Raw genomic sequence first — 22577 nt, forward strand, 5'->3', positions numbered from 1 at the left:
GGGAGGGAGTGCTTACCGGGGCCGCGTTCCGCAGGCTCCGGGTGTGGCCGGCCGACCGCCGGTCGAGTAGGCCCGCTGGGTTGCTGCGGGCCGCTCCCGTGGGGGACTTGGCCAGGTCTGCGGGCCGGCTGCGAGGCGCCCGTCCGCGGCACACTGTGGGGCGGGTGGCCGGCCGGGCGCCGATCGAGTATGGCCCGCTGGGTTGCTGCGGGCCGCTCCCGTGGGGGACTTGGCCAGGTCTGCGGGCCGGCTGCGAGGCACCCGTCCGCGGCACACCGTGGGGCGTTTGGGACCGCCTCCCGGTCCGCCCGTCTCACACCTCCCGGTGATCGATCCCCAGCAGGCTCGCCGCGGCCCCGAAGTCGGCGCCGTGGTGCCCCACCGCCAGCGACCAGTGGTGCCCGACCCCCGTCGCGCTCCACGCGTCCACCCACTCCCCGGGATCCCGGCCGAAGTCGACCCGGCTGGTGGTGTTGCCGATCTCCAGCAGCGGCCCGGGGACCACCGTGCCCTCCGACGTGATGAACGACAGGCTGCCGTCGGCGTCCTGGCCGAGGCCGAGCAGGGTCACGGGGCCGTGCCGGACGTCGAACTCGACGCTGACACCCCAGCCGCGCTTGCCGTGGTAGACACCGAGACCGCGCAGCAGCGGATCGCGGGCGCTGAGCGCGAGGTGGGCGGGACCGTCATGGCCCATCTCCACCACCCCGTCCTCGAAGTTCAGCGCCTGGATCTCCGTGAAGGACCCCCCGGCGCCGACGCTCTGCGAGGCCAACTGGGCGAGACTGGTGCGCAGTTCGAACTCGCCGGCCGCGGGCACACCCCGGGCGGTGAGGAGGGAGGCGCCCAGGATCATGCCGGCGCCCAGCCGCTCGTGCTGCTCGCCGTCGAGTCCCCGGTGGTAGTACGCGAGCGTGTCGAGGCCGAAGTCCTCCACCAGCCGGTCGAGAGCAACCGACACGGTCGCGCCCCAGGCGAAGTCCTCGTCGACCACGCTGTCGTCGACGGTGAAGATCCGCCGGGCGAGCTCCACCCGCTCCCGGGTCTCCGCCTCCGTCACCTTCTCGACCCGGTGCCGCAGATCGTCGAACTCCAGGACCTCGACGTGCGAGCCGAACGTCGCCGACAACAGCGTCGGATCGGTCTGCACGTCGAGCATCCCGGGATACACGTGCCCCATGAGCCCGTGCCGGGCGTGCCGGAGCGCGGCCCGGACGTGCGCGGCCCGCACCCACCGCTCGACGCGCCGCCATGCCGACTCCTGCCGCAGCCACCCCGACACCGACCGGAAGGGGATACCGGCCCGGCGGAAGACGTTGCCGACCTCCGGCACGGAGCACTGCGAGCAGTACGCCAGCCAGTCGCCCGTGTCGAAGGAGGCGTGGTCCATCCGCTCGGACGGCTGGAGGTCGACCACCAGCACCGGGGTGTTCGTGCGCTGCGCGATCGGCAGCACCATCGACGAGGTCAGATAGGTCGTCAGGAACAGCACGATCAGATCGCAGTCCACCAGCCGGAGTCGTTCGGCGGCGGCCGCGCCCTCCTGTGCGTCGGAGACGAACCCGGCGTCCGTCACCTCCGCGTCCAACCGGCCCAGCCGCTCGGCGACATAGGCCGCCGACTGCTTCAACTGGGGCAGCAGCCCCGGGAACTGCGGCCAGTAGGTGCCGAGCCCGCCGGAGACGAGCCCGATCCGCGGGCGGCGCCGGGTCACGGGCGGGAGCAACTCGCCCAGGCCGGCCTCCCGTTCACCGGCGTACGTCGTCGTGGATTCGGTCGTCGCCATCGTCGGCGCTCCTTCGGGATTCGGTTCAGGTCTGCGCGACCTTCAGATCCGCCGGTGCGGTGGCGGCCGGGGACGCGCGGGGGACGAGGACGCGGACGATGTACAGGCCCGCGAAGGCCGACAGCACCATGCAGCCGGTGATCACCCAGAGCAGCAGGCTGGGGCTCCGGTCGAGCAGGGCGGGGGTGACGAACGCGACGCCCGCGAAGACCCCGCGCGAGACGGCGTAGGTGATCCCCTGTGTGGTGCCCCGGGTGTCCGCGGGCAGCGTCAGCTGCGACCACACCTTGTAGTTGGCCTCGCCCGCGAAGGGATAGGACAGCTGGTAGAGGACGTAGAAGACGAGGAAGCCGACGATGGCGCCCAGGGTGAGCGTGCCGATCGCGAAGGCCGCGATCTGTACGACCGTGGCGATGTAGAACATGCGGTCGCGCCGCGGGCCGTCGGCGATCCGGACGAAGGCGAGCGTCAGCAGCAGGCCGATCGGCAGACAGGCGAGGTTGATGCCGGTGGCCACGCTCTGCGAGGCGCCGCTGACGGTGACCAGCAGATACGTCGTGAACTGGCCCATGGTGTTGGCGCCCAGGCCCCAGGTGACGTAGAAGGCGAAGGTCGCGAGCATGGGCACCAGGGCGGCACGGGTCCAGACGTTCCTGAGCGCGACACCCTGTTCGGCGGCCGGCTTGTCCACCGGGACCTCGTCCTGGGCCGGATCCGGACCGGTGGCCAGCTCCAGCCGCGAGCGCAGATGCCAGGTGACCAGCGCGGCGACCGCCAGATGGGCGGTGATGAGCCGCGCCCCGATCATGCCGGTGTCCGACAGGGCGAACCCGGCGAAGACCACGACGATGATGCCCAGCATCCACATGACCTGCGTGAACGCGATGAGCCGCCCCCGGGCGTGGTCGGGTGCCGCGTCCGAGACCACCGCCAGGGACGTCGGCAGGTCGGCGCCGGCCGCGAGACCGGCGAGCAGGACACCCACCAGAAGGGTGATGTCGTCGGGCGCGAGGGTGATGACGACCGCCCCGACGGCGTAGCAGAGGATGTCGAGGTTGTAGAGCCGGCGGCGGCCGAACACGTCGGCGAGCCGTCCGCCGACGAGGGAGCCGACGGCGATGCAGATGGTGACGATCGCGCTGATCGCACCGGCCATCCAGACGCCCATGTCGTAGGCGTCGCGGTAGATGGCCAGGTTGACGCCGATGCTCACGATGAGAGCGGCGTCGAGATAGGACGCCATGCCGGAGAGGGTCGCGACCTTCCACAGGCGCTTCTCGATGGGCGGTTCCGGCTGGCTGGGGGCAGGCGAGGTTCGGGCCATGATGCGGCTCCGTCTGGGGAGAGGGGGTCCGAGCGGAGGGGGACGTCGCTGTTCTCGGCCGATGTCCAGCGACTATAGGAGGGTAAAAACGTTCCAACAAGACGTCATGCGGCCATCCGTGGAAACGACCTGACGGCCCCGCAGCTCTGGTGGGCACCGTGGGTGTGTCCTACGGTGAGGCTGGCGTAAAACGTTTTTGATCGGTGAGAGTGTCCGGGCCGTAGTCGGAAGGACCCATCCGTGATCTCTCCAGCCCTGCGACAGCTGTTCGACAACCCGCCCCGGGACTTCGGTCCCACCCCGCTGTGGTGGTGGTCCGGCGCGAAGGTGACCCGCGACCGCCTGGCCTGGCAGCTGCGTCGGTTCGCGGACGGCGGCGTCCACAACCTCGTGGTGATCAACCTGGCACCGGCCGGCCCCACCTTCGGCGCCCGCACCGACGACCCGGTGTGGTTCGGCGAGGAGTGGTGGGCCCGCTTCACGGACGCCTGCGAGCTCGCCGGGGACCTGGGCACGCGCCTGTGGTTCTACGACCAGATCGGCTTCTCCGGCGCCAACGTCCAGGGCGGCATCACCCGTAGGCACCCCGAGGCGGCGGGCCGCGCCCTGCGCTCGCGCCGGACGGTCGTCTCGGGCGGCACCGTCGCGCTGCAGGGCACGGAGACACTGCTGGGCGCGTACGACAGCTCGGGCGCCCGCCTGCCGGTCACCGGCCCGGCGCGCGTCGAGGCCCACGACGGCACCGAGGTGCGCCTGGTCCTCGCCGTCCCCACGGCCTTCGACTATCTGAACCCGGCATCCGTCGGTCGCCTGTTCGACGCCATCCACCACGAGTACGACCGCCGCGTACCCGAGTACCTCGGCAACGTCATCGCCGGCAGCTTCCAGGACGAACTGCCCGCCACCAACTCCTGGACCGGCCGCTTCCCCGAGGAGTTCCGGACCCGACGCGGCTACGACCTCCTCGAACACCTTCCCGCCCTCTTCACGGGGGACGACTCCGACCGGACACAGCGGATCCGCGCCGACTACTACGCCGTCCGCGCCGAACTCACCGAGGAGGCCCTGTTCCGTCCCCTCGCCGCCTGGCACGAAGAGCGCGGCCTGCTCCTGGGCTGCGACCAGAGCCACCCCGCCCGCTCCGGCTTCCCGGCCCAGTCGACGCAGCTCTACACCGACTACTTCCGCACCCACCGCTGGTACAGCGCCGCCGGCAGCGACCACCACGGCGACGCCAAGGTCCACTCCTCCATGGCCCACCTCTACGGCCACGAGCGCGTCTGGATCGAGTCGTTCCACTCCTCCGGCTGGGGCGGCACCCTGGAGGAGACCTACGACTGGCTGCTGCCGTTCCTGCGCAGCGGCGCCAACCTCTACAACCCGCACGCCAGTTACTTCGGGACCGCGGGCGGCTGGTTCGAATGGGCGCCGCCCTCCACCGACTGGCGCCAGCCCTACTGGCGGCAGTACCCCGCCTTCTCCCGTGCCGTCGCCCGGATCTGCTCGATCCTGTCCTGGGGCACCTACAGCGCCGACGTGGCGGTCCTGCATCCCACCGCCACCATGCAGGCCCTCCTTCCCGTGGACGCTCCCGTCCAGCACTTCGGCGACGGCCGCCTCGGCGAGGCCCACGCCGACGTCGACGAGACCCAGCGCGACTACCTGGAGCTGTGCGGCACCAACAACTGGCTCGAGCCCGCCGTCGGCGCCCTCGACGGCCGGCGCATCTCCTTCGACGTCATCGACGACGCCTCCGTCCAGGCCGCCAAGGCCGGCGACGGGGCCCTGCGCATCAGGGACCTGGCGTACACCACGGTTCTGCTGCCCTCGGCGAGCGTCCTGGAGCACGAGACGGCCCGCCGACTGGCCGAACTCCTCGACGCCGGAGGGCGGGTCGTGGTCGTGGGCCGCCCGCCGACACAGGCGGCCGGGCTCGCCGGTGACGACTCCGTGGTGGCCGCGCTGCTGGACCATTCCCGCCTGGAGCGGGTGTCCGACGCGGAGACCGGTGCGGCGGCGGTGGCCGACGCCTCCGGATACGCCACGGGCGACGTGCCGCTGCTGGTCAAAAGGAACGGCGACGCGGCGGTCGCGCTGGTCACGGGGACGTTCCCCGACGCCCGTACGCATCCGCCCAGGGGCCGCCACGAGATCGACCCCGCGCGCTACGCCCGCACCTCCTCCGTCACCGTGCGGGCCCCGGTCGCCGAGGCCGAGATCTGGAACCCGGCGACCGGCACCCGCCGTCCTGGACGCGTCACCGTGACCGACGGCGTCTCGACCATCGAGGTGCCGCTGGAGGGCGCCCCCGCCGCTCTCGTCGTGTGGCGCGAAGGCACACCTACGGATCCCGCACCCCCGTCGCCCACGTCGCCCATGTCGTCGAGGGAGTCCCTCGACCTGTCGACCGGCTGGGAGGGCCGGCTCGCTCCCACCATGGACAACACCTGGGGCGACCTGGCCCTGCCCGCCGGAGCCCCGCTCGCCGAACCGCAGATCTGGACCATGCGGTGGACCGAGACCGGTGACTCCTGGGTGCCGGTCCGGGTGACCTACGGCAACCGTGTCCGCGTCCTCGCGCCCGTGCCCGCCGCGCAGGCGCCGGCTCCCCTGGACCCTGCCGGTGTCGAGCAAGTCCTGTGCGGTGAGCGGGAGTTGGCATCCCCGGAATGGACTGTCTCCCTGTACTCGACGAGCCGCGGCATCCCGGACCCGGACGGTCTGCTCGGCAACAAGGGCCTGGTGCCGGAGGAGTTCGTGCGCGTCCCGGTGCCCGTGAGCGGGACGGTCGCCCGGGTCAGAGCCGTCGTGGAGACCGACCATCGGGGGCCTGCCGACCTGCACATCGGCGCGGCGGCGGTCAAACGCGTGTGGTGGAACGGCAGTCGGCTGGAGACGGACGGCGGCTATCTGGCGTCGGCCCGGGTGGAGGTCGAACGGGCCCGCAATGTGCTGGAGTACGAGCTGTCCGACGCCCAGGACCGGCCGCAGACCATCTCGGGCGCCCCCGACACCCCGTTGGGCAGCTACTTCTGTCTGTCCCGCCCGGACGGGTTCGCGCCGCGCCCCCTGTTCATGCGCCTGCCCGACGGCGTACGGCCGGACGGCAGCGTGACCTACCGCGGCCGCGTCGACGCCCCGCACCGGGGAGCGGCGGCGGTCCTCGTCGTGGGCGCCGCGGTCGGGGTGACCGTCCTGCTCGACGGAGCCGTCGTCGCACGCCAGGAGAAGGTGGAGTACTACGAGTCCGACTGGGGCGCGGTCCCGATGTTCTTCCGGCACGAACTGACACTGAGCGGTGGCGATCACGTGCTCGATGTCGTGGCCGACAGCGTCGATGCGCGCGACGGGATCTATGTCGACCTCGTGGCGGACACGACCGCTCTGGTCAGCGGCCCGGGTTGGGAGGCCCGGACGGGGGACTGGCGCGGGTCGACCGTCGAACACGAGGGCCGGTGGGGGGAGTTGCAGCACTGTGGCGCCGCGGTACGGCCGCACCCGCTGCCCGGGGCCGAGTGGCTGGCCGGCGCCCCGGTGCTCGGCTCCTCCGTACTGTCCCTGCGGTCCACCGACGATCTCCGGGAGGCCGGGCAGCGCTTCCGGTTCACCGTGCCCGCGGGGACCGTGTCGCTCGACCTGCCACTGGAGCTCCCCGCCCGGGTGCGCATCGACGGCGGCCCCGAACTTGCCCTGGAGGGACATGAATTGACGTGGGACCAACCGCTCGGCAAGGCGGCCGAGTGCGAGGTCGTCACCGCTCCTACAGCCGTGCTGCGCGGCGGCTCCGCCTGGCGGGGACCGGTACGGGTGCGCACGGTACCCGCGCCCCTGCCGCTGGGGGAGTGGGGTGAGCTGGGCCTGGGCGGTTGGAGCGGGGGTGTGACCTATGCGCGGACGCTGGAGGTGCCGGCCGGGCCGGACCCGGTGCTGGACCTGGGGCGGGTGCGCGGCAGCGTCGAGGTGCGCGTCGACGGGGAACTCGTCGGCGAGGCGTTCTGCGCGCCGTACCGCTTCGCACTGCGCGGCACCGCCGGGCGTACCGTCCGTCTCGACGTGACCGTCCACAACACCCTGGCGCCGTATCTCGCCGAGGCCACGCCGACCGCCTGGGCCTTCCCCTCCCAGCTCCCGTCGGGACTGCTGGGGCCGGTGCGGCTAGAAAGGCGCGTCTGAGGAAGCCCGCGTGGAGTCCCGCAGGACCAGCGCCGGGGCGAACACCCGTGCCTCGTGGGCGTGTTCCGTGCGGGCCTCCACCTCGTCCAGGAGCATCTCGACGGCCGCCCGGCCGAGCTCCTCGACAGGCTGGCGGACCGTCGTCAGGGTGGTGCCCACGAAGCTCGCGATGTCCAGGTCGCCGTAACCGACCACCTGCACGTCCTCCGGGATCTTCACACCGCGCTCGCCCAGCGCCCGGCACAGTCCCGCCGCGAGGAAGTCGTTGGTGCAGAACACCCCGTCGGGCAACTCGTCGAGGCCGTGGGCGATGTCGCTGCCGTACGCCACCGTCATCTCCTCTGCGACGACCTGCCCGAGGCGGGCCTCCCGCCGGGTGCGCACGGCCTGGCGGGCGCCCTGGTAGCGGTCGGCGCACTGACGGATCGTGCGCTCGCCGTTGACGACGAGGATGTCGCGCGCCCCTCGGTCGAGGAGGTGCTGCACAGCGATACGGCCGCCCGCGATGTCGTCGACGGAGACCGAACAGCCCTCCTGCGCAGGCATCGCGCGGTCCGCAAGCACGAGTGGGATACCGCGCTCGCGCAGCCGGGACAGCCGGGTGGGGTCGGCGCTGAGCGGGACCACCACCGCGCCGACCGCCCGCTGTTCGGTGAGCATGGTGAAGTAGCCCTGCTCCCGCTCCGGCGCGTCCCCGCTGTCGCACAGGACGAGGGAGTAGCCGTGTTCGTACGCCGCGTCCGCGGCGCCGCGCGCGATGCGCGAGTAGAACGAGTTGGCCACGTCCGGCAGCACCAGACCGATCGACGAGGAGTGCCCGGTGCGCAGACCGGCGGCTCCCGGATGGGGGACGTAGTCGAGTGCGGCGACCGCGTCGCGGACCCGCTCGGCGGTGCGCGCGTTGACTCGCTCGGGCCGGTTCAGGACGTTCGACACCGTGGAGACCGAGACCCCGGCGGCGGCCGCGACGTCCTGGATACGGGCGGGGCGAACCGAAATGGCGTCCACCCCCTCGCTGTTGCAGCCGTACGACCAGGCAGGACGTAGTCCTCGGACGCTCTTTCCCATGGGCGACGCAAGTCTACCCCGGCACCGAATAAAACGTTTTCCGCCCCGGGAACCGAGATGACCACATCGAAAATCCGGTGAACCCGCACACCGTTCACCGGTCGGTCACGCGGAAACTGAACGGTAGTCATGGCCCCACGGGCCGCGCGGCTCATTGGTGGTGGAGTGTCCGTCTTCGGAACCGCACGGCGATGAAGGGGCGGGCACCGCTGCAGCAAATCCTGTGAAGAACCCGATGGATTCGGTGACCGTGTTGCGATGCCGGTGAAGCCGGGAAACGGCCTGCACCGTAAGGCGCGGTCGGCCGACTGGCCGTGTCCATGCCCGGCGTGCTTCCATCCGGTGTCCCCCCTCCCCGAGGATTGCTCATGAGAAAGGAACCGCGCGCCATGAACGTCGCTCCCCACATCGAGGCCGCCGAGATCGACGACGCCGCCCTGGACACCATCTCCGGCGGTGTCGCCGCCGCGACCGCCGCCGGTCTCCACCTTCAGGTGGCGCACCTCGAGGTCTGCGCCGACGCCGGTGCCGCCGTCTCCGCCGAGGGTCTCGCCCTCGGCGTCAACGCCCACGTCGGCGTGAACTGACCGAACACTCCCACGGGCCCCGGATCCTGCGATCGGGGGCCCGTCGTGGTTCCCGGGGCCCCTCCGTGCCACGCCTGCGCCGCCTCGGGAGAGACGGTGACGCCGACGGCCGAGCCGGTGCCATGCTGGCAGTCTCGGAGCGTTCCAGGAGGCCCTCATGCACGAGCAGCCGTCCCTTCTCGCCGCGCTGGTGTCCGCCCTGCGGACCGGTTCGATCGAAGTCGTCGACCTCACCTCGCCGTTGTCCTCGTCCACACCGGTGATCCAACTGCCGCCGGAGTTCGGCCAGACGGCGGTCTTCGAACTGGAGGAGATCAGCCGCTACGACGACCGCGGACCGGCCTGGTACTGGAACAACTTCCGCACCGGAGAGCACACCGGCACCCACTTCGACGCCCCGAACCACTGGGTGACCGGCAAGGACCTCACCGATGTGGCATCCGTCCCGCCGCGGCGGCTGATCGCCCCCGCCGCCGTCCTGGACTTCACCGCCGAGGCGGCCAAGGACCCCGACTTCCTCGTGGAGGTCGACCACATCAAGATCTGGGAGGAGCACAACGGGCCGCTGCCGGACGGGGGTTGGCTGTTCCTGCGCACCGGCTGGGACGCCCGCGCGCACTCCCAGGAGGCCTTCCTGAACGCCGACGAGAGGGGCCCACACACTCCCGGCCTGTCCCCGGAGTGCGCCCGCTGGGTGGCCGAGGAGTCGCCCGTCATCGGCCTCGGCGTGGAGACGGTCGGTACGGACGCCGGGCGCGGGCACTCCTTCGACCCCGCCTTCCCCTGCCACTCCTACCTGATGGGCAGCGACAAGTACGGCCTGACCCAGCTCCAGAACCTGGCCGCACTCCCCGCCACCGGCAGCGTCGTCCTCGCGGGACCGCTGCCCATCGTCGCGGGCTCCGGCTCGCCCGCGCGCGTGCTGGCACTGGTGGAGCGGTCATGAAGGTCGCGGAGGCCGTCGGACGGGCCCTGCACGCGGCCGGGGTCGAGCAGGTCTTCGGCGTCGTCGGATCCGGGAACTTCCATCTGACAAACGCCATGATCGCGGCCGGCGCCCGTTTCGCCGCCGCCCGCCACGAGGGCGGTGCGGCGACGATGGCCGACGCCTACGCGCGCGTGAGCGGCGCGGTGACCGCCGTCAGCGTGCACCAGGGGCCCGGGCTGACCAACGCGCTGACGGGGATCACCGAGGCGGCCAAGAGCCGTACACCGCTTGTGGTGCTCGCGGCCGAGGTCACCCGGCCGACCTCCAACTTCTACGTCGACCAGGACGCGCTGGGCGCCGCGGTGGGCGCGGTGCCGATGCGGATCACCTCGGCCGAGGACGCGGTGGAACAGGCGTGCACGGCGGTACGGCGGGCTCTGCACGAGCGGCGGACGGTGCTCCTCAACCTCCCTCTGGAAGTGCAGGCGTCGGACGTCCCCGATGGTGCCCTCGCTCAGGCGGCATCCCCGCCGCCGCGACCGGCGGTCGAACCGGCCGCACCCGAAGTGGCCGCCCTGACACGGCTGTTGGAGCAGTCCCGGCGACCGGTCTTCGTGACCGGCCGCGGCGCGCGCTCAGCCGCCGCCCGGGACGCCCTCGAAGCCCTCGCCGAGCGCTGTGGCGCGCTGCTGGCGACCTCGGCCGTGGCGCGCGGCCTGTTCCGCGGCAACCCCTGGTCGCTCGACGTGTCCGGAGGCTTCGCCTCACCCCTGGCGTCCGAACTCATCGGCAGCGCTGACCTGATCGTCGGCTGGGGCTGCGCACTGAACATGTGGACCATGCGGCACGGCGCCCTCATCGGCGCCGACGCGACCGTGGCGCAGGTCGACGACGACCCCTCGGCACTCGGCGCGCACCGGGAACTGCATCTCGGGGTCACCGGCGATGTCGAACGCACCGCGCGGCACGCCCTCGCGGCCTTCGGCGGGACCCGGCAGGGCCTGCGGACCCCCGACATCGCCGAGGCCGTCGCCGCGCGCGTGCGCTGGCGTGACCTGCCGTACGAGGACACGAGCAGCCGTGACCGGATCGACCCCCGCACCCTCAGCATCGCGCTCGACGACATCCTGCCCGCGGAGCGGGTCATCGGCGTGGACTCCGGCAACTTCATGGGCCACCCGAGCATGTTCCTGTCGGTGCCCGACCAGGACGGTTTCTGCTTCACCCAGGCCTACCAGTCGATCGGCCTCGGCCTCGCCACCGCGATCGGCGCGGCCCTCGCCCGGCCGGACCGGCTGCCGGTGGCCGCGCTCGGCGACGGCGGCGCGCTGATGGGCGCCGCCGACCTCGACACCGTACGAAGGCTCGGGCTCCCCATGGTCGTCGTCGTGTACAACGACGACGCCTACGGAGCGGAGGTGCACCACTTCGGCCCCGACGGACACCCCCTCGACACCGTCGAGTTCCCGCCGACCGACATCGCGGCCGTGGCCCGCGGCTACGGCTTCGAAGCGGTGACCGTGCGCACGCGGACGGACCTGAAGGCCGTGGCGGACTGGGTCGCCGGCCCACGCTCCGCCCCGCTGCTGATCGACGCCAAGGTGGTGCGGGACCGCGGCGCGTGGTGGCTGGAGGAGGCGTTCCGCGGGCACTAGGAGTACCTGTGGAGTCGGTGTCGGACTGCTGGTCGGTGCGGCGGCGGTACGGACGGCCCCGGGGCGCGGGCGACCTTGACGTCCGGCACCGGCATACCCAACCGGCACCGGACCACGCACCGGCGCTGGCACCGCACCGGCACAGGCACCCGCACCCGCACACGCACCGCGACCGCCACCGGCGACCGGGGCCGGATGCCGCGCCCTGCACCCGCACCCCGCCCCACCGCCGCCGACGCGATCGCTGCCCTCGATGGGGCCTGCGGAATCAGACCGCGGGCGCCGGATACGTCGGGTACTCCACGCCGGTCACGTGCTGCACGACCCGGACCACCTGGCAGGAGTAGCCGAACTCGTTGTCGTACCAGAGGTAGAGGATCGCGTTGTCGCCGTCGACCTTGGTGGCGCCGGCGTCGACGATCGAGGAGTGGCGGGAGCCGATGAAGTCGCTGGAGACCGCGTCGGGGGCCGTGGTGAAGTCGATCTGGCGCTTGAGCGGGGAGGTCAGCGAGACGTCCCGCAGATGGTCGAGGACCTCCTCGCGGGTGGTCTCACGGCCCAGGCGCAGGCTCAGGATCGCGATGGAGACGTCCGGCACCGGCACCCGGATCGAGCTGCCGGTGATGGGGGCCTTGAGGTCGGGCAGCGCCTTGGCGACGGCGGAGGCGGCGCCCGTCTCCGTGATCACCATGTTGAGCGGCGCGGAGCGGCCCCGGCGGTCGGCCTTGTGGTAGTTGTCCAGCAGGTTCTGGTCGTTGGTGAACGAGTGGACCGTCTCCACGTGGCCGCGCAGCACGCCGTACTCGTCGGCCATCGCCTTCAGCGGCGGCACGATCGCGTTCGTGGTGCAGGACGCGCAGGACAGGATCTGCTCGTCCGGCTTGATGGTGTCGTGGTTGACGCCGTGCACGATGTTGGGGACGTCGCCCTTGCCCGGCGCGGTCAGCACGACCTTGTCGATGCCGGGGCGCAGGTGCTGCGAGAGGCCCTCGCGGTCGCGCCACTTGCCGGTGTTGTCGATGAGGATGGCGTTCTTGATGCCGTACGCCGTGTAGTCGACCTCGGAGGGGTCGTTCGCGTAGATCACCTTGATGGTGTTGCCGTTGGCGATGATCGCGCTCTCGGCCTCGTCGACGGTGATGGTGCCCTGGAACTGGCCGTGGATGGAGTCCCGGCGCAGCAGCGAGGCCCGTTTGACGAGATCCTCCGAGGCCCGCCCGCCGCCGCCCCGGACGACGACGGCGCGCAGCCGCAGTCCGTTGCCGGAGCCCGCCTTCTCGATCAGCAGCCGGGCCACCAGGCGGCCGATGCGGCCGAAGCCGTAGAGGACGACGTCCCGCGGCTCACGGCGGTCGATCTTGTTGCCGCCCGTCGCGCCGGCCACGGCCTCCGCGGTGAACCCGGCCACCGAAAGACCGCGGTCGTCGGACTTGTAGATCTCGGCGAGCCGGCCGATGTCGATCTGCGAGGGGCCGAGGTCCAGCGCGGTCAGGGCCTGGACGAAGGGCAGGGTGTCGGTGACGGAGAGCTCCTCGCCGGCGATCTGCCGGGCGAACCGATGGGTCTTGAGGATGCTGACCACCGACTTGTTCACCAGGGAACGGCTGTGCAGGAGAACCGTTACATCACGCTCCCGGTGCAGCCTCCCGATCATCGGGATCATCGATTCCGCGATCTCCTCGCGGTTCTTCCAGTCGGTGAACGAGTCGTCCTTGACAGTCACAGAATTCTCTTTCGAGCTAGGCGGCGCTCATATGCTAACCCCCTGACGTTTTGATCGATCGTCGGGGTGGCACAGTTCACTGCCCCAGCAGCCGGGGCGGTGTGGCGTCCGGTACCGGGCGCAACAGCGCGGGGTGCGCGTCGGCCACCTGCTCCTTCGTGAACGCGGCCAGGATCCTGCGGGCCAGCAGGGGATCGGCCGGGAGCGTGTGCGCGGCGAACCAGCGGGCGGGCGCCGGGTCGGGGGAGGGCTCGACGAACTCGGCGCCCGCGTAGTCGTCCAGCGGAGGGTCGTAGAGGTAGCCGCAGACCACGTCGTGCCGCACCAGTCGCCGCACGAGGGCGTCGCGGTCATGGACCAGGAGCGGCACCCGGAACAGAGGGAGGGGGCCGTCGTGCGCCGTACGGTCGCGCAGCGCGGGCGAGGCCCACGGGGTGGCCGCCAGCAGGGCGACCCCGGCCCTGCGCCGGGCCAGGTCCTCGTCGAGCCGGGCCGTCCGCAGCGCCAACTGACCGCGGACCAGCGCACCGTGCCGGGAACGGTAGCCGTGCAGATCGACACGGACCCACCGCTCGTAGGCGGTCAGGCTCGGTGCCTCCCGGGCGGCGGCGGCGAGCCGCGGTGACTGCAGGTCCATCCGGAACGCGTCACGCTCCATCAGCCCGAGGCGTTCCATGGTCCGCCACACGGGGCGCACCAGATGGAGCGACCGGACGGCGGACCGGGCCAGTGGGCGCAGGGTGGTGGTCAGGTCCTCCCGCAGCCGGCCGGGGGTCAGCAGGTCGTCCCGCAACAGCTCCAGCTCGCGGCGCGTGCGCGCGTCCTCCACGGCGAGGAAACCGCCCGCCATGCCCGCCACGTGCTTGGACAGGCTGAACGCCGCCGCCTTGCCGAAGGTCCCGACCGGCTGCCCGTCCACATGGCTGCCGATCGCGTGGGCCGCGTCCTCGAACAACGGGATCCCCAACTGCGCGCACCGGCGGCGCAGTTCGAGCACCCGGTCGGGAACGCCGTACAGGTTGGTGGTCAGGACGGCGTCCACGTCGCGCCAGGTCGACTCCGGCACGGCGGCCGGGTCGATGTTGCCGTCCCACACGGACACGGGCGCCGTCACCGGGCGCAGTCCGGACGCGAGGACCACGAACAGGATCACGTCGTCGTTCACCGGCGACATCAGCACCCGTGCGCCCGGCCGGCACCAGCGCCGGAGCGCCAGGTACAGGGCAAGCCGGGCCGAGGGCGTGTAGACGCACTCGCGTCCCAGTCGCCGGGTCATCGTCGCGGCCAGCCGCGAGCCGTACGGCATCGGCACCCCTTGTGTCGACGGTCCAGGGAGGGGAGGTGGAGGAGTACGCAGGGAAGGGCGATGGACGAGTACCCGGGAAAGGCGGTGCAGGAGAACCCGGGGAAGGGCGGTGGAGCAGAACAACGCGCCCCGTCGGCGGAGTCCGAGCCGACGGGCTCAGCTCGCCCGCGGTCCCGCGCTGTCGGAGTCCGGGCGGAGCGCGGACGTGCGCAGGGTGCCGACGGTCTTCAGGAGGCGGTCCGCGGGCTCGCGCAGGGCCGGGTGGGCGTTGACCGTGTTGCGCAGCCCCCGCACCGGCCGCCGCCACAGACGGTGGGTCGTCGCGACCGGATGGGGACGGGTGGCGAATCCTTCCGCCACGCGCAGCTCACGCGTCTTGAGCCAGTCCTTCCACTCCTTGTCGCCGCGCCCCATGTCCATGAGCCGGGCCCCGCGCCGGCCCGCGGCCTCGGCCATCCGCAGGTGCATGATCAGGCCGGGGGAGTAGTAGCGCAGCTCCGGGTCGTACGCGGTGAACCACGGGGCGAACACCGTGCGCGAGGTCGGCCCGAAGTGGGCGGCCACCGGCCGGTCACCGGCGTACACCACCGAGAGGAGCCCGGTGAAGTGCTCCTCGCGGACCTGGAACAGGTCCTCCACGAGGCGCACGATCCACGGCCGCGCGAACCGGTCCATCCGGCCCGTCCTGCGGTACTGGGCGGACTTCCACCGCATCAGCGTGCGCAGCGCCGTCGGGTCGCGCTCGTCGAACACGAACCGCATCTCCCCCAGGTCGCGGGCGAGCCGGCGCTCCTTCTTGAGGGTCGTCTTCGCGAGCCCCGGGTACGCCCCGCGCAGCCACTCCGGGTAACTGTCGCTGCCCACCTTCAGATCGATCACCGGGGAGGCGAACGTACCCGTGACATAGGGGGCGAAGGGTCTCTGCTCCTCCACGAGGTGATCGAACTCGAACACCGAGAGCCGGCACGCCTTCAGCAGTGCCCGGGTGTCCCAGGTGACCCCGGGGAGGTGCACCAGGCCCTGGCAGTCGGACAGTCCGAGCCCGATGGCCCGGCCGACACCGAAGGAGCCGCGTTCGTAGGGGAGGAAGCCCACGGCCTCGCCGCGCTGGTGCAGGACCGCCACCCGGGCGCCGCCGCGGTGTCTGTCGATCCCGGCCGCGAACTCCGGCGCCAGGAACGGGTTGGCGTAGTCGGACGACTCGTCCATCGCCCGGTGCCAGGCCTTGCGGAGCGAGGTGTCGAGCTCTTCGGGTCTGTGGATCGATATGTCCGTGTCACTGCTCGTTGATCGCATGGGCGATCGTTCCCCCCAATTCCCCCCACGACGCGGCGCCCGCGTCCCGCCGATCGAAATGCCGGCAAGGACCAAACGTCGCCAAACAGTACGCATGCTGTCAAGGGTGCCTGCCGTAACGGAAGAGTGCGGATCGGACGTCTCTGGTTCCCGCCGCCGGTCACGGCAGCAGCCGCCGTTCCTTGGCCACGGCCACCGCGCCCGCCCGGGTCTCGACGCCCAACTTGCCGTAGATCCTTCCCAGATGGGTCTTGACCGTCGCCTCGCTGATGAACAGGGCCCGGGCGATCTCCCGGTTGCCGAGGCCACGGGCGAGCTGCGCGAGGATCTCGTGCTCGCGGGCGGACAGGGCGGGGCGCGGGCTGCGCAGCCGGGTCAGCAGCCGGTCGGCCACCGGCGCGGACAGCGCGCCGCGGCCGGACGCCGCGTCACGGATGGCGGAGAACAGCTCCTCGGGCTGTTCCGCCTTGAGGAGATAGCCGATGGCGCCCGCCTCGACGGCGCGGGTGATGTCGGCATCGGTGTCGAACATGGTGAGCACCAGCACCCGAGGGCCCCGCTCGCCCCGCGCGGTCAGCTGCCGGGTGGCGGTCACCCCGTCCATGCCACCGTCGAGTTGAAGATCCATCAGTACGACGTCGGGGTGCAGGTGGGCCGCCATGGCGAGCGCCTCCTCCCCGGTCGCGGCCTCCCCGACCACGTCGATGCCGTCCGCGCTGGAGAGCAGGGCGCGCAGCCCCGCACGTACGACGGCATGGTCGTCGCACAGCAGGAGCCGTACGGGCGAGGAGGGGGGCCCGGCCCGCTCGAACCCCCGCCCGTTGTCGGCGACGTCCAGCGAGACCTGGTCGTCCAGCCAGGTCAGCGTGAGCGCGGCCCGGGTCGCCGCCGCATGCTCCCGTACGTTGGCCAGCGCGCCCTGGGCGATCCGCAGCAGCGCCGCCGCGACCCGCTCCGGCAGCGGGCCCTGCACCCCGTCCGCCCGGAACTCCACGGTCAGTCCCGGACCGCTCTCCCGCCGGGCGAGTTCGCCGAGCGCCTCGGCGAGGGAACGCTCCGCGAGGTCGGCCGGAGCCAGGTCGTGCACGAAGCGGCGGGCCTCGGCGAGACTGCGCGAGGTGATCTCCGCCGCCGCCCGCACGTGCTCCCGGGCCGCAGCCTGGCCCGTGTCCCACACCCGCTCGGCGGCCTGGAGCAGCATCCGCTGGCTGGACAGCTCCTGCGCGAGGGTGTCGTGGATCTCCGCGGACAGCCGCTGCCGCTCCGCCAGGACACCGGCCCGCCGCTCGGTGGCGGCGAGTTCGTGGCGGGTGCGCACCAGGTCCTCGATCAGCACCCGCTGCCGGGCGCCCTGCCGTTGCAGATGCACGAGTACGGCGGTGGCGACCGCGGCGACGGCCGGCGGGGCCACGACCATGTTGGGGTTGAGCGGCCCGTCGGCCACCCGTATCTCCGAGAGCACGACCAGCGCGGTGAGCACGGCCGCCGCCGGCACCGCGATCCTCGGCGGCAGCGCGTGCAGCCCGGCGAACAGCAGGGGCATCACACACCAGGTGGCGCTCGGCGCGAGCACGAGCAGGACGATCCAGACGGCGGTGACCGAGCCGAGCCAGACCAGATGACGCCGGGTGGGCGGCAGCCCCGGGCGGGGCGGCGGGGCCAGCAGATGACCGAGGACGTACAGCAGGCAGAAGAAGGCGAACAGCGCCACCACCCAGCCGGTGCGCGCCCCGCCCTGGTCGCGGCTCAGGAAGCGGGCGAACGACGAGCCGAGCAGCAGGAAGAACGCGCCGTGCACGATCGCGCCCAGCCAGCGCTCGTCCGGATCGGTGTGGTTCATGCTCCGTGTCTAACGTGCCGGACCCGGGACCGCATCAACCGATCGGCTGACATGGCTCTCGCCCGAACCTCCCCCGGGCGCGAGCCGGTTGACCGAGCCGGACCTCCGGCCGCCGCACCGAGGCTTGGCAGCAGAGCGAAGACCTCCGAAAGGCCTCCCGATGCCCGCCAAGAACCTCACCGCCAACCGTGCCGCCCTCGGCCACCGGGTCGGCTACGCCCTGCGCCACCCCGAGCGCGTGCCCCACCACGTGGCCCGCGCCGCCCGCGACCTGTGGCTGCGCCGCCGTCACCCGGACCACATCTCCTACTACCGCGCCGTGATGCGCTCCGACACCCGCACCGACCCGGACGCGGCCGTCGGCAGCCGCAGCCGGGAGCGCTGGCTGGCGCTCGGGGCGCTGCAGTTCGACTACCTCCTCGGCCACGGTCTGCGTCCCGAGCACCGCATGCTGGAGATCGGCTGCGGCAACCTGCGCGGCGGCTGGCGCTTCATCCGCCACCTGGAGCCGGGCAACTACCACGGGATCGACATCTCGCCCGACATCCTCTTCGCCGCCCAGGACACGATCGCCGAGATGTCCCTCCAGAAGCGGCTGCCGAACCTGACCCCGGTGCGCGACCTGACACTGCGCTTCCTGCCGGACGCCCACTTCGACGTCGTCCACGCGCACAGCGTCTTCTCGCACTCGCCGCTGCCGGTGATCGAGGAGTGCCTGGCCCACGTCGGCCGGGTCCTCGCCCCGGGCGGCTGGTTCGACTTCACCTTCGACCGCACCGAGGGCGAGGAACACCATGTGCTCCGGGAGGACTTCTACTACCGCGTCGAGACGCTCGTGACCCTCGCCGAGAAGCACGGGCTGCGCGCCCGTTTCATGGCCGACTGGGAGGATCTTCCGCACGGTCAGTCCAAGATCCGGGTGACGCATGGGGAGGAGGGCCGGTGAGGGGGGTGGGCGTTGTGTCCCGTCAGGGCATGTGGAGGCTGGTGGACGTCGCCTCCCGAGTTGTCTTCCGTCGGGCCGGGTGTGGCTGGTGGACGTCGCCTCCCGAGTTGTCTTCCGTCGGGCCGGGTGTGGCTGGTGCACGTTGCCTCCCGAGTTGTCTCCCGTCGGGCCGGCTGTGGCTGGTGGACACTGCCGTCCGTCGGGCCGGGTGAGGCCGGTGGACATTGCCTCCCGCCGGGGCCGGTGAGCCCCGTGGAAATTGCCTGTCGTCGGGGCCGGTGAGGGCACAGACTCGACCCATGGCTGACATGGGGGAGTTCCGGGACGCGGTCACGGCGTGGGCGGCCGGCGGCCCCGGCGACCCGGCACACGAACTGGCCGCACGGCTGTCCGTCCGGACCGTGGTCCTGCTCGAAGGACCGAGCGACGCGGCGGCGATCGACGCGCTGGCCGCGAGCCGGGGCCGGGACCTGGCAGACGAGGGACTCTGCGTCCTGGCGATGGGCGGGGCGATGAGCGTCGGTCGCTACGCGAGCCTCCTCGGCCCGTCCGGCCTGGGCCTGCGCCTGACCGGACTGTGCGACGAGCGGGAACAGCCCTTCTACGCCCGGGGCTGGGAGCGGGCCGGCGCGGCACCGGACGGGTACTTCGTCTGCGCCGCGGACCTGGAGGACGAACTCATCCGTGCGCTGGGTGTGCCGCGGGTGAAGGAGCTCGTGTGCGAGGAGGGCGACCTGCGGCCCCTCCAGACCTTCCTGTCCCAGCCCGCCCAGCAGGGCCGCACCGCGCACCAGCAGTTGCGGCGCTTCCTCGGCACGAAGAAGGGCCGCAAGATCCACTACGGCCGAGTCCTCGTGGAGGCCCTGGCCCCGGACCGGGTGCCCGCACCGCTCGACGACCTGTTCGCCGCACTCTCCTGAGTCAGGCACGTGAGCGAACGGTGTGCGTAGTCAGGCAGGTGAACGACCGGTGTGCGTGGCGTGGTCACCGATATCACCGCCCGGGGTCTTGTTAGGACAATCGCCGGGCATCTAGGGTCGTCCCCGGGAGAGCAAGCGCTTTCCCCGCACGTCAGCGTCCCCTTGCCGGACGTCCCAGGAGGACCGTATGCCCCGTCCAGCCCGCCGCCGCGTCGCCGTGGTCGGCACCGGCGCCATCGTCAGCGGCAGCCATCTGTCCGCGCTCAGGGCCCACACCGAGCGCACAGAGCTGGTCGCCGCCGTCGACGTGGACCAGGGCAGACTCGACGCCTTCCGCGAGCTCGCGGGCGGCGAGGTCGCCGGGTACACCTCGATGGCAGCGATGCTGGACGCCGTACGCCCCGATCTGGTCCTCATCGGCACCCCGCCGTCGCTGCACCGGGAGCAGACGGTGGCCGCCCTCAAGGCGGGCGCCTGGGTGCTGTGCGAGAAGCCGCTGACCCTGTCGCTGGCCGAGTACGACGAGATCGCCGCGGCCGAGGAGGCGTCCGGCGCCTACGCCTCCGTGGTCTTCCAGCACCGCTACGGCTCCGGCGCCGTCCACGCGCGCGAGCTCATCGCCGCCGGCGAGCTGGGCGCCCCCCGGGTCGCGCACTGCCAGACCACCTGGCACCGGGACGCCGCCTACTACGCCGTACCGTGGCGCGGCACCTGGGCCAGCGAGGGCGGCGGCCCGACCATGGGCCACGGCATCCACCAGTACGACCTCCTCCTGCACCTGCTCGGCCCGTGGACGGAGATCCGCGCCATGGCCGCCCGGCTGGTCCACGACACCGAGAGCGAGGACGTCTCCACGGCCCTCGTCCGGTTCGAGAACGGTGCCCTCGCCACCGTCGTCAACAGCGTGCTGTCACCCGACGAGGTGAGCCGCATCCGCATCGACTGCGCCGACGCGACCGTCGAACTCACCCATCTGTACGGGCACCGCAACGAGGACTGGACCTACACGCCCGCCCCCCACGTGGCCGCCGACCGCGTCGACGCCTGGCGCACCCCCGCCGCGGACGTGCCCAGCTCGCACACGGCCCAGCTCGCCACGCTCCTCGATGCGTACGACAACGGTGTCAGGCCTCCCGGCAGCGGCGCCGACGCGCGTGCCACCCTCGAGTTCGCCGCCGCGCTCTACAAGTCCGCGTTCACCGGGCGGCCAGTGCACGCGGGCGAGATCGCGCCGGGCGACCCCTTCTACCCGGCCATGCACGGCGACCACCCCCACTGGGCCCCCAAGGAGCGCGCATGAGCATCCGCGTCAGCCACGTCCACGGCGAGCACATCGCCGTCGAGGCGGCGAACGGCACGGAGATCCTCCGCTACGTCTACCGACCCGACCCCGAGGCCTTCGAGGCCCGGAAGCCCTATGCCCACCCGGTGCGCACCCTCGGCGGCCGTACGGTGACCGGCTACCGCCCCAACGACCACCGCTGGCACAAGGGCCTGCAGATGACGGCGAGCCATCTGTCGGGGCAGAACTTCTGGGGCGGCAACTGCTATGTCCACGGAAAGGGCTATCTGCCCCTGCCGGAGCGCGTCGGCTCCATGCGGCACGACGGCTTCACCGCGTTCACCGTCTCGGAGGCCCGGCTGGACGTCACCGAGGCGCTGACCTGGGTGGAGAACGGCGGCGAGGAGTGGGCCCGGGAAGAGCGGGGACTGGCCGTCCACTCGGTCGACGAGGCCGCCGGCTCCTGGGCGCTCGACTGGTCGATCCGGCTCACCAACCTGCGGGCCGAGCCCCTCGCCTTCGGTTCTCCCACCACCGCGGGCCGTGACATGGCCGGCTACACCGGGCTCCAGTGGCGCGGCCCCCGCGACTTCACCGGCGGCGCGGTCTTCGCCCCGGACACCGACGGCGACGCGGACAAGCTGATGGGCAGCCAGAGCCCCTGGCTCGCCTTCACCACCGAACACGACGACGTGGACGCCCACTCCACGCTCGTCTTCGCGCACGCCCCCGAGAACCTCGATCCGCGGACCGCGATCCACGAGTCGCACTGGTTCGTGCGCTCCCAGCCCTTCCCCACGGTCGCGTTCTCCTGGGCGTTCTTCGAGGAGTTCGAGCTGCCGCCGGGGGAGTCCTTCGAGTACCGCTACCGGCTGGTCGTCGCCGACGGCGCCTGGGACGAGGAACGCGTGTCCTCGTGTCTGGAAGGCCTGTCCTGGTGAAGCCCGGCCTTCCCCACCCCCTGCCGGGAGCCGTGGGTCTGTCCCACCTCAGCGCCTACGACTGGGAGGCCGCCGACGGCGTCTGCGGCGGCAGCCCGCATCTGCACCTGGTGTGCACCGAGGCCTACGTCGTCACCGGCGGCCGGGGCGCCGTGCAGACGCTGAGCCCGGACGGCTACCGCGAGATCCCCCTGGAGCCCGGCTCGATCGCCTGGTTCACCCCGGGCACCGTGCACCGCATGGTCCAGCGCGGCGACCTGCGCATCACCGTGCTGATGCAGAACAGCGGCCTGCCCGAGGCCGGGGACGCCGTCTTCACCTTCCCGCCGGAGGTGCTCGCCGACCCCGCGCGGTACGCGTCGGCGGCCCAACTCCCGCCCGGCACCGGGTCGGACACGGCGGACGCCGCCCGCCGCCGCAGGGACCTCGCCGTCGAGGGCTACCTCGTGCTGCGCGAGGCCCTGGCCGCCGGCGACAACGGCCCGTACCTGGAGTTCCAGCGGGCCGCCGCCCGGCTGGTGCGGGACAAGGTGCCCCACTGGCGCGAGCTGTGGCAGGCCGGTGCCCTGGCGACCGCCGAGCGCACCGGTGACCAGCTCGACGCGCTGGCGTCGGGCGAGCCGTCGTATCTGGGCGAGGCGACCGCCCACGAGACCGCGCCGACCCGGCTCGGCGGCTTCGGGATGTGCGGCAGACGCGACGAGTACAACCTGCCGGGCACGACACTGCCGTACGGCGGCGAGTAACACCGTCCGTCCCGGGGGGAGTTCCGAGGGGGGCCGTAGAAAGTCCGAGGAAAGGG

Annotated in this window: 16 protein-coding genes and 1 pseudogene; 9 read left to right on the forward strand and 8 right to left on the reverse strand. The window is 72.1% G+C overall.

The features are described from left to right. Positions 1–313: 313 nt before the first annotated feature. A complete protein-coding gene (locus RKD20_RS40445) occupies positions 314–1786 on the reverse strand; it encodes an arabinose isomerase (RefSeq protein ID WP_424882043.1) in 1473 nt (490 codons plus the stop codon). A 25-nt stretch (positions 1787–1811) separates the two neighbouring features. After that, entirely contained in the window at positions 1812–3110 is a 1299-nt protein-coding gene (locus tag RKD20_RS40450) for an MFS transporter (protein WP_424882044.1), read from the reverse strand. Between the two features lie 240 nt (positions 3111–3350). Between RKD20_RS40450 and RKD20_RS40455 the strand changes: the two genes are divergently transcribed. Then, positions 3351–7283, forward strand: coding sequence for a glycosyl hydrolase (locus tag RKD20_RS40455; RefSeq protein WP_424882045.1), 3933 nt, complete (start codon positions 3351–3353; stop codon positions 7281–7283). On the opposite strand, the gene RKD20_RS40460 is transcribed toward RKD20_RS40455, so the two are convergent. Next, on the reverse strand, positions 7266–8291 hold the full coding sequence (locus RKD20_RS40460) for a LacI family DNA-binding transcriptional regulator (RefSeq protein WP_424883436.1): 1026 nt from the start codon (positions 8289–8291) through the stop codon (positions 7266–7268). The two genes, RKD20_RS40455 and RKD20_RS40460, sit on opposite strands and share 18 nt — an antisense overlap. Positions 8292–8719: 428 nt before the next feature. Here RKD20_RS40460 and RKD20_RS40465 point away from each other — a divergent pair, with 428 nt between their 5' ends. The 3 genes from RKD20_RS40465 to RKD20_RS40475 all read left to right on the forward strand — a co-directional run bounded on the left by RKD20_RS40465 (position 8720) and on the right by RKD20_RS40475 (position 11521). Beyond that, entirely contained in the window at positions 8720–8938 is a 219-nt protein-coding gene (locus RKD20_RS40465) for a hypothetical protein (protein WP_424882046.1), read from the forward strand. Between the two features lie 157 nt (positions 8939–9095). After that, on the forward strand, positions 9096–9884 hold the full coding sequence (locus RKD20_RS40470) for a cyclase family protein (protein ID WP_424882047.1): 789 nt from the start codon (positions 9096–9098) through the stop codon (positions 9882–9884). Beyond that, positions 9881–11521: a thiamine pyrophosphate-binding protein gene (locus tag RKD20_RS40475; protein ID WP_424882048.1), complete on the forward strand. Its 1641-nt coding sequence runs from the start codon at positions 9881–9883 to the stop codon at positions 11519–11521. The genes RKD20_RS40470 and RKD20_RS40475 overlap by 4 nt, the downstream gene beginning before the upstream one ends. Positions 11522–11789: 268 nt before the next feature. On the opposite strand, the gene RKD20_RS40480 is transcribed toward RKD20_RS40475, so the two are convergent. From RKD20_RS40480 to RKD20_RS40500, 5 genes and pseudogenes are all read right to left on the reverse strand, one after another. After that, entirely contained in the window at positions 11790–13244 is a 1455-nt protein-coding gene (locus RKD20_RS40480) for a glyceraldehyde-3-phosphate dehydrogenase (RefSeq protein ID WP_424882049.1), read from the reverse strand. Between the two features lie 76 nt (positions 13245–13320). Next, entirely contained in the window at positions 13321–14550 is a 1230-nt protein-coding gene (locus RKD20_RS40485) for a DegT/DnrJ/EryC1/StrS family aminotransferase (protein WP_424882050.1), read from the reverse strand. A gap of 156 nt (positions 14551–14706) precedes the next feature. After that, the gene (locus RKD20_RS40490; RefSeq protein WP_424882051.1) at positions 14707–15846 is read right to left on the reverse strand and encodes a GNAT family N-acetyltransferase; all 1140 of its coding nucleotides are present in this window, start codon (positions 15844–15846) and stop codon (positions 14707–14709) included. 160 nt (positions 15847–16006) lie between these two features. Next, entirely contained in the window at positions 16007–16240 is a 234-nt protein-coding gene (locus RKD20_RS40495) for a response regulator transcription factor (protein ID WP_424883437.1), read from the reverse strand. A gap of 48 nt (positions 16241–16288) precedes the next feature. Beyond that, positions 16289–17686: pseudogene (locus tag RKD20_RS40500) on the reverse strand (response regulator); the annotation flags it as partial. Between the two features lie 160 nt (positions 17687–17846). On the opposite strand from RKD20_RS40500, the gene RKD20_RS40505 reads away from it, so the two are divergent. The 5 genes from RKD20_RS40505 (at position 17847) to RKD20_RS40525 (ending at position 22521) form a co-directional block, all read left to right on the forward strand. Then, positions 17847–18632, forward strand: coding sequence for a class I SAM-dependent methyltransferase (locus RKD20_RS40505; protein ID WP_424882052.1), 786 nt, complete (start codon positions 17847–17849; stop codon positions 18630–18632). Positions 18633–18931: 299 nt separating this feature from the next. Beyond that, a complete protein-coding gene (locus RKD20_RS40510; protein WP_424882053.1) occupies positions 18932–19552 on the forward strand; it encodes a TOPRIM nucleotidyl transferase/hydrolase domain-containing protein in 621 nt (206 codons plus the stop codon). A gap of 187 nt (positions 19553–19739) precedes the next feature. Next, positions 19740–20852 (forward strand): Gfo/Idh/MocA family protein, encoded by a 1113-nt coding sequence (locus RKD20_RS40515; protein WP_424882054.1) that lies wholly within the window; start codon positions 19740–19742, stop codon positions 20850–20852. Further along, positions 20849–21775: a PmoA family protein gene (locus RKD20_RS40520; RefSeq protein WP_385990538.1), complete on the forward strand. Its 927-nt coding sequence runs from the start codon at positions 20849–20851 to the stop codon at positions 21773–21775. Before RKD20_RS40515 ends, RKD20_RS40520 begins: the two co-directional genes overlap by 4 nt. Next, entirely contained in the window at positions 21751–22521 is a 771-nt protein-coding gene (locus RKD20_RS40525; protein ID WP_424882055.1) for a cupin, read from the forward strand. The genes RKD20_RS40520 and RKD20_RS40525 overlap by 25 nt, the downstream gene beginning before the upstream one ends. The last annotated feature ends 56 nt before the right edge of the window (positions 22522–22577 follow it).

The sequence above is a fragment of the Streptomyces sp. SLBN-8D4 genome (assembly GCF_049739545.1).
In the GTDB taxonomy this organism is placed as follows: Bacteria; Actinomycetota; Actinomycetes; order Streptomycetales; family Streptomycetaceae; genus Streptomyces; species Streptomyces canus_C.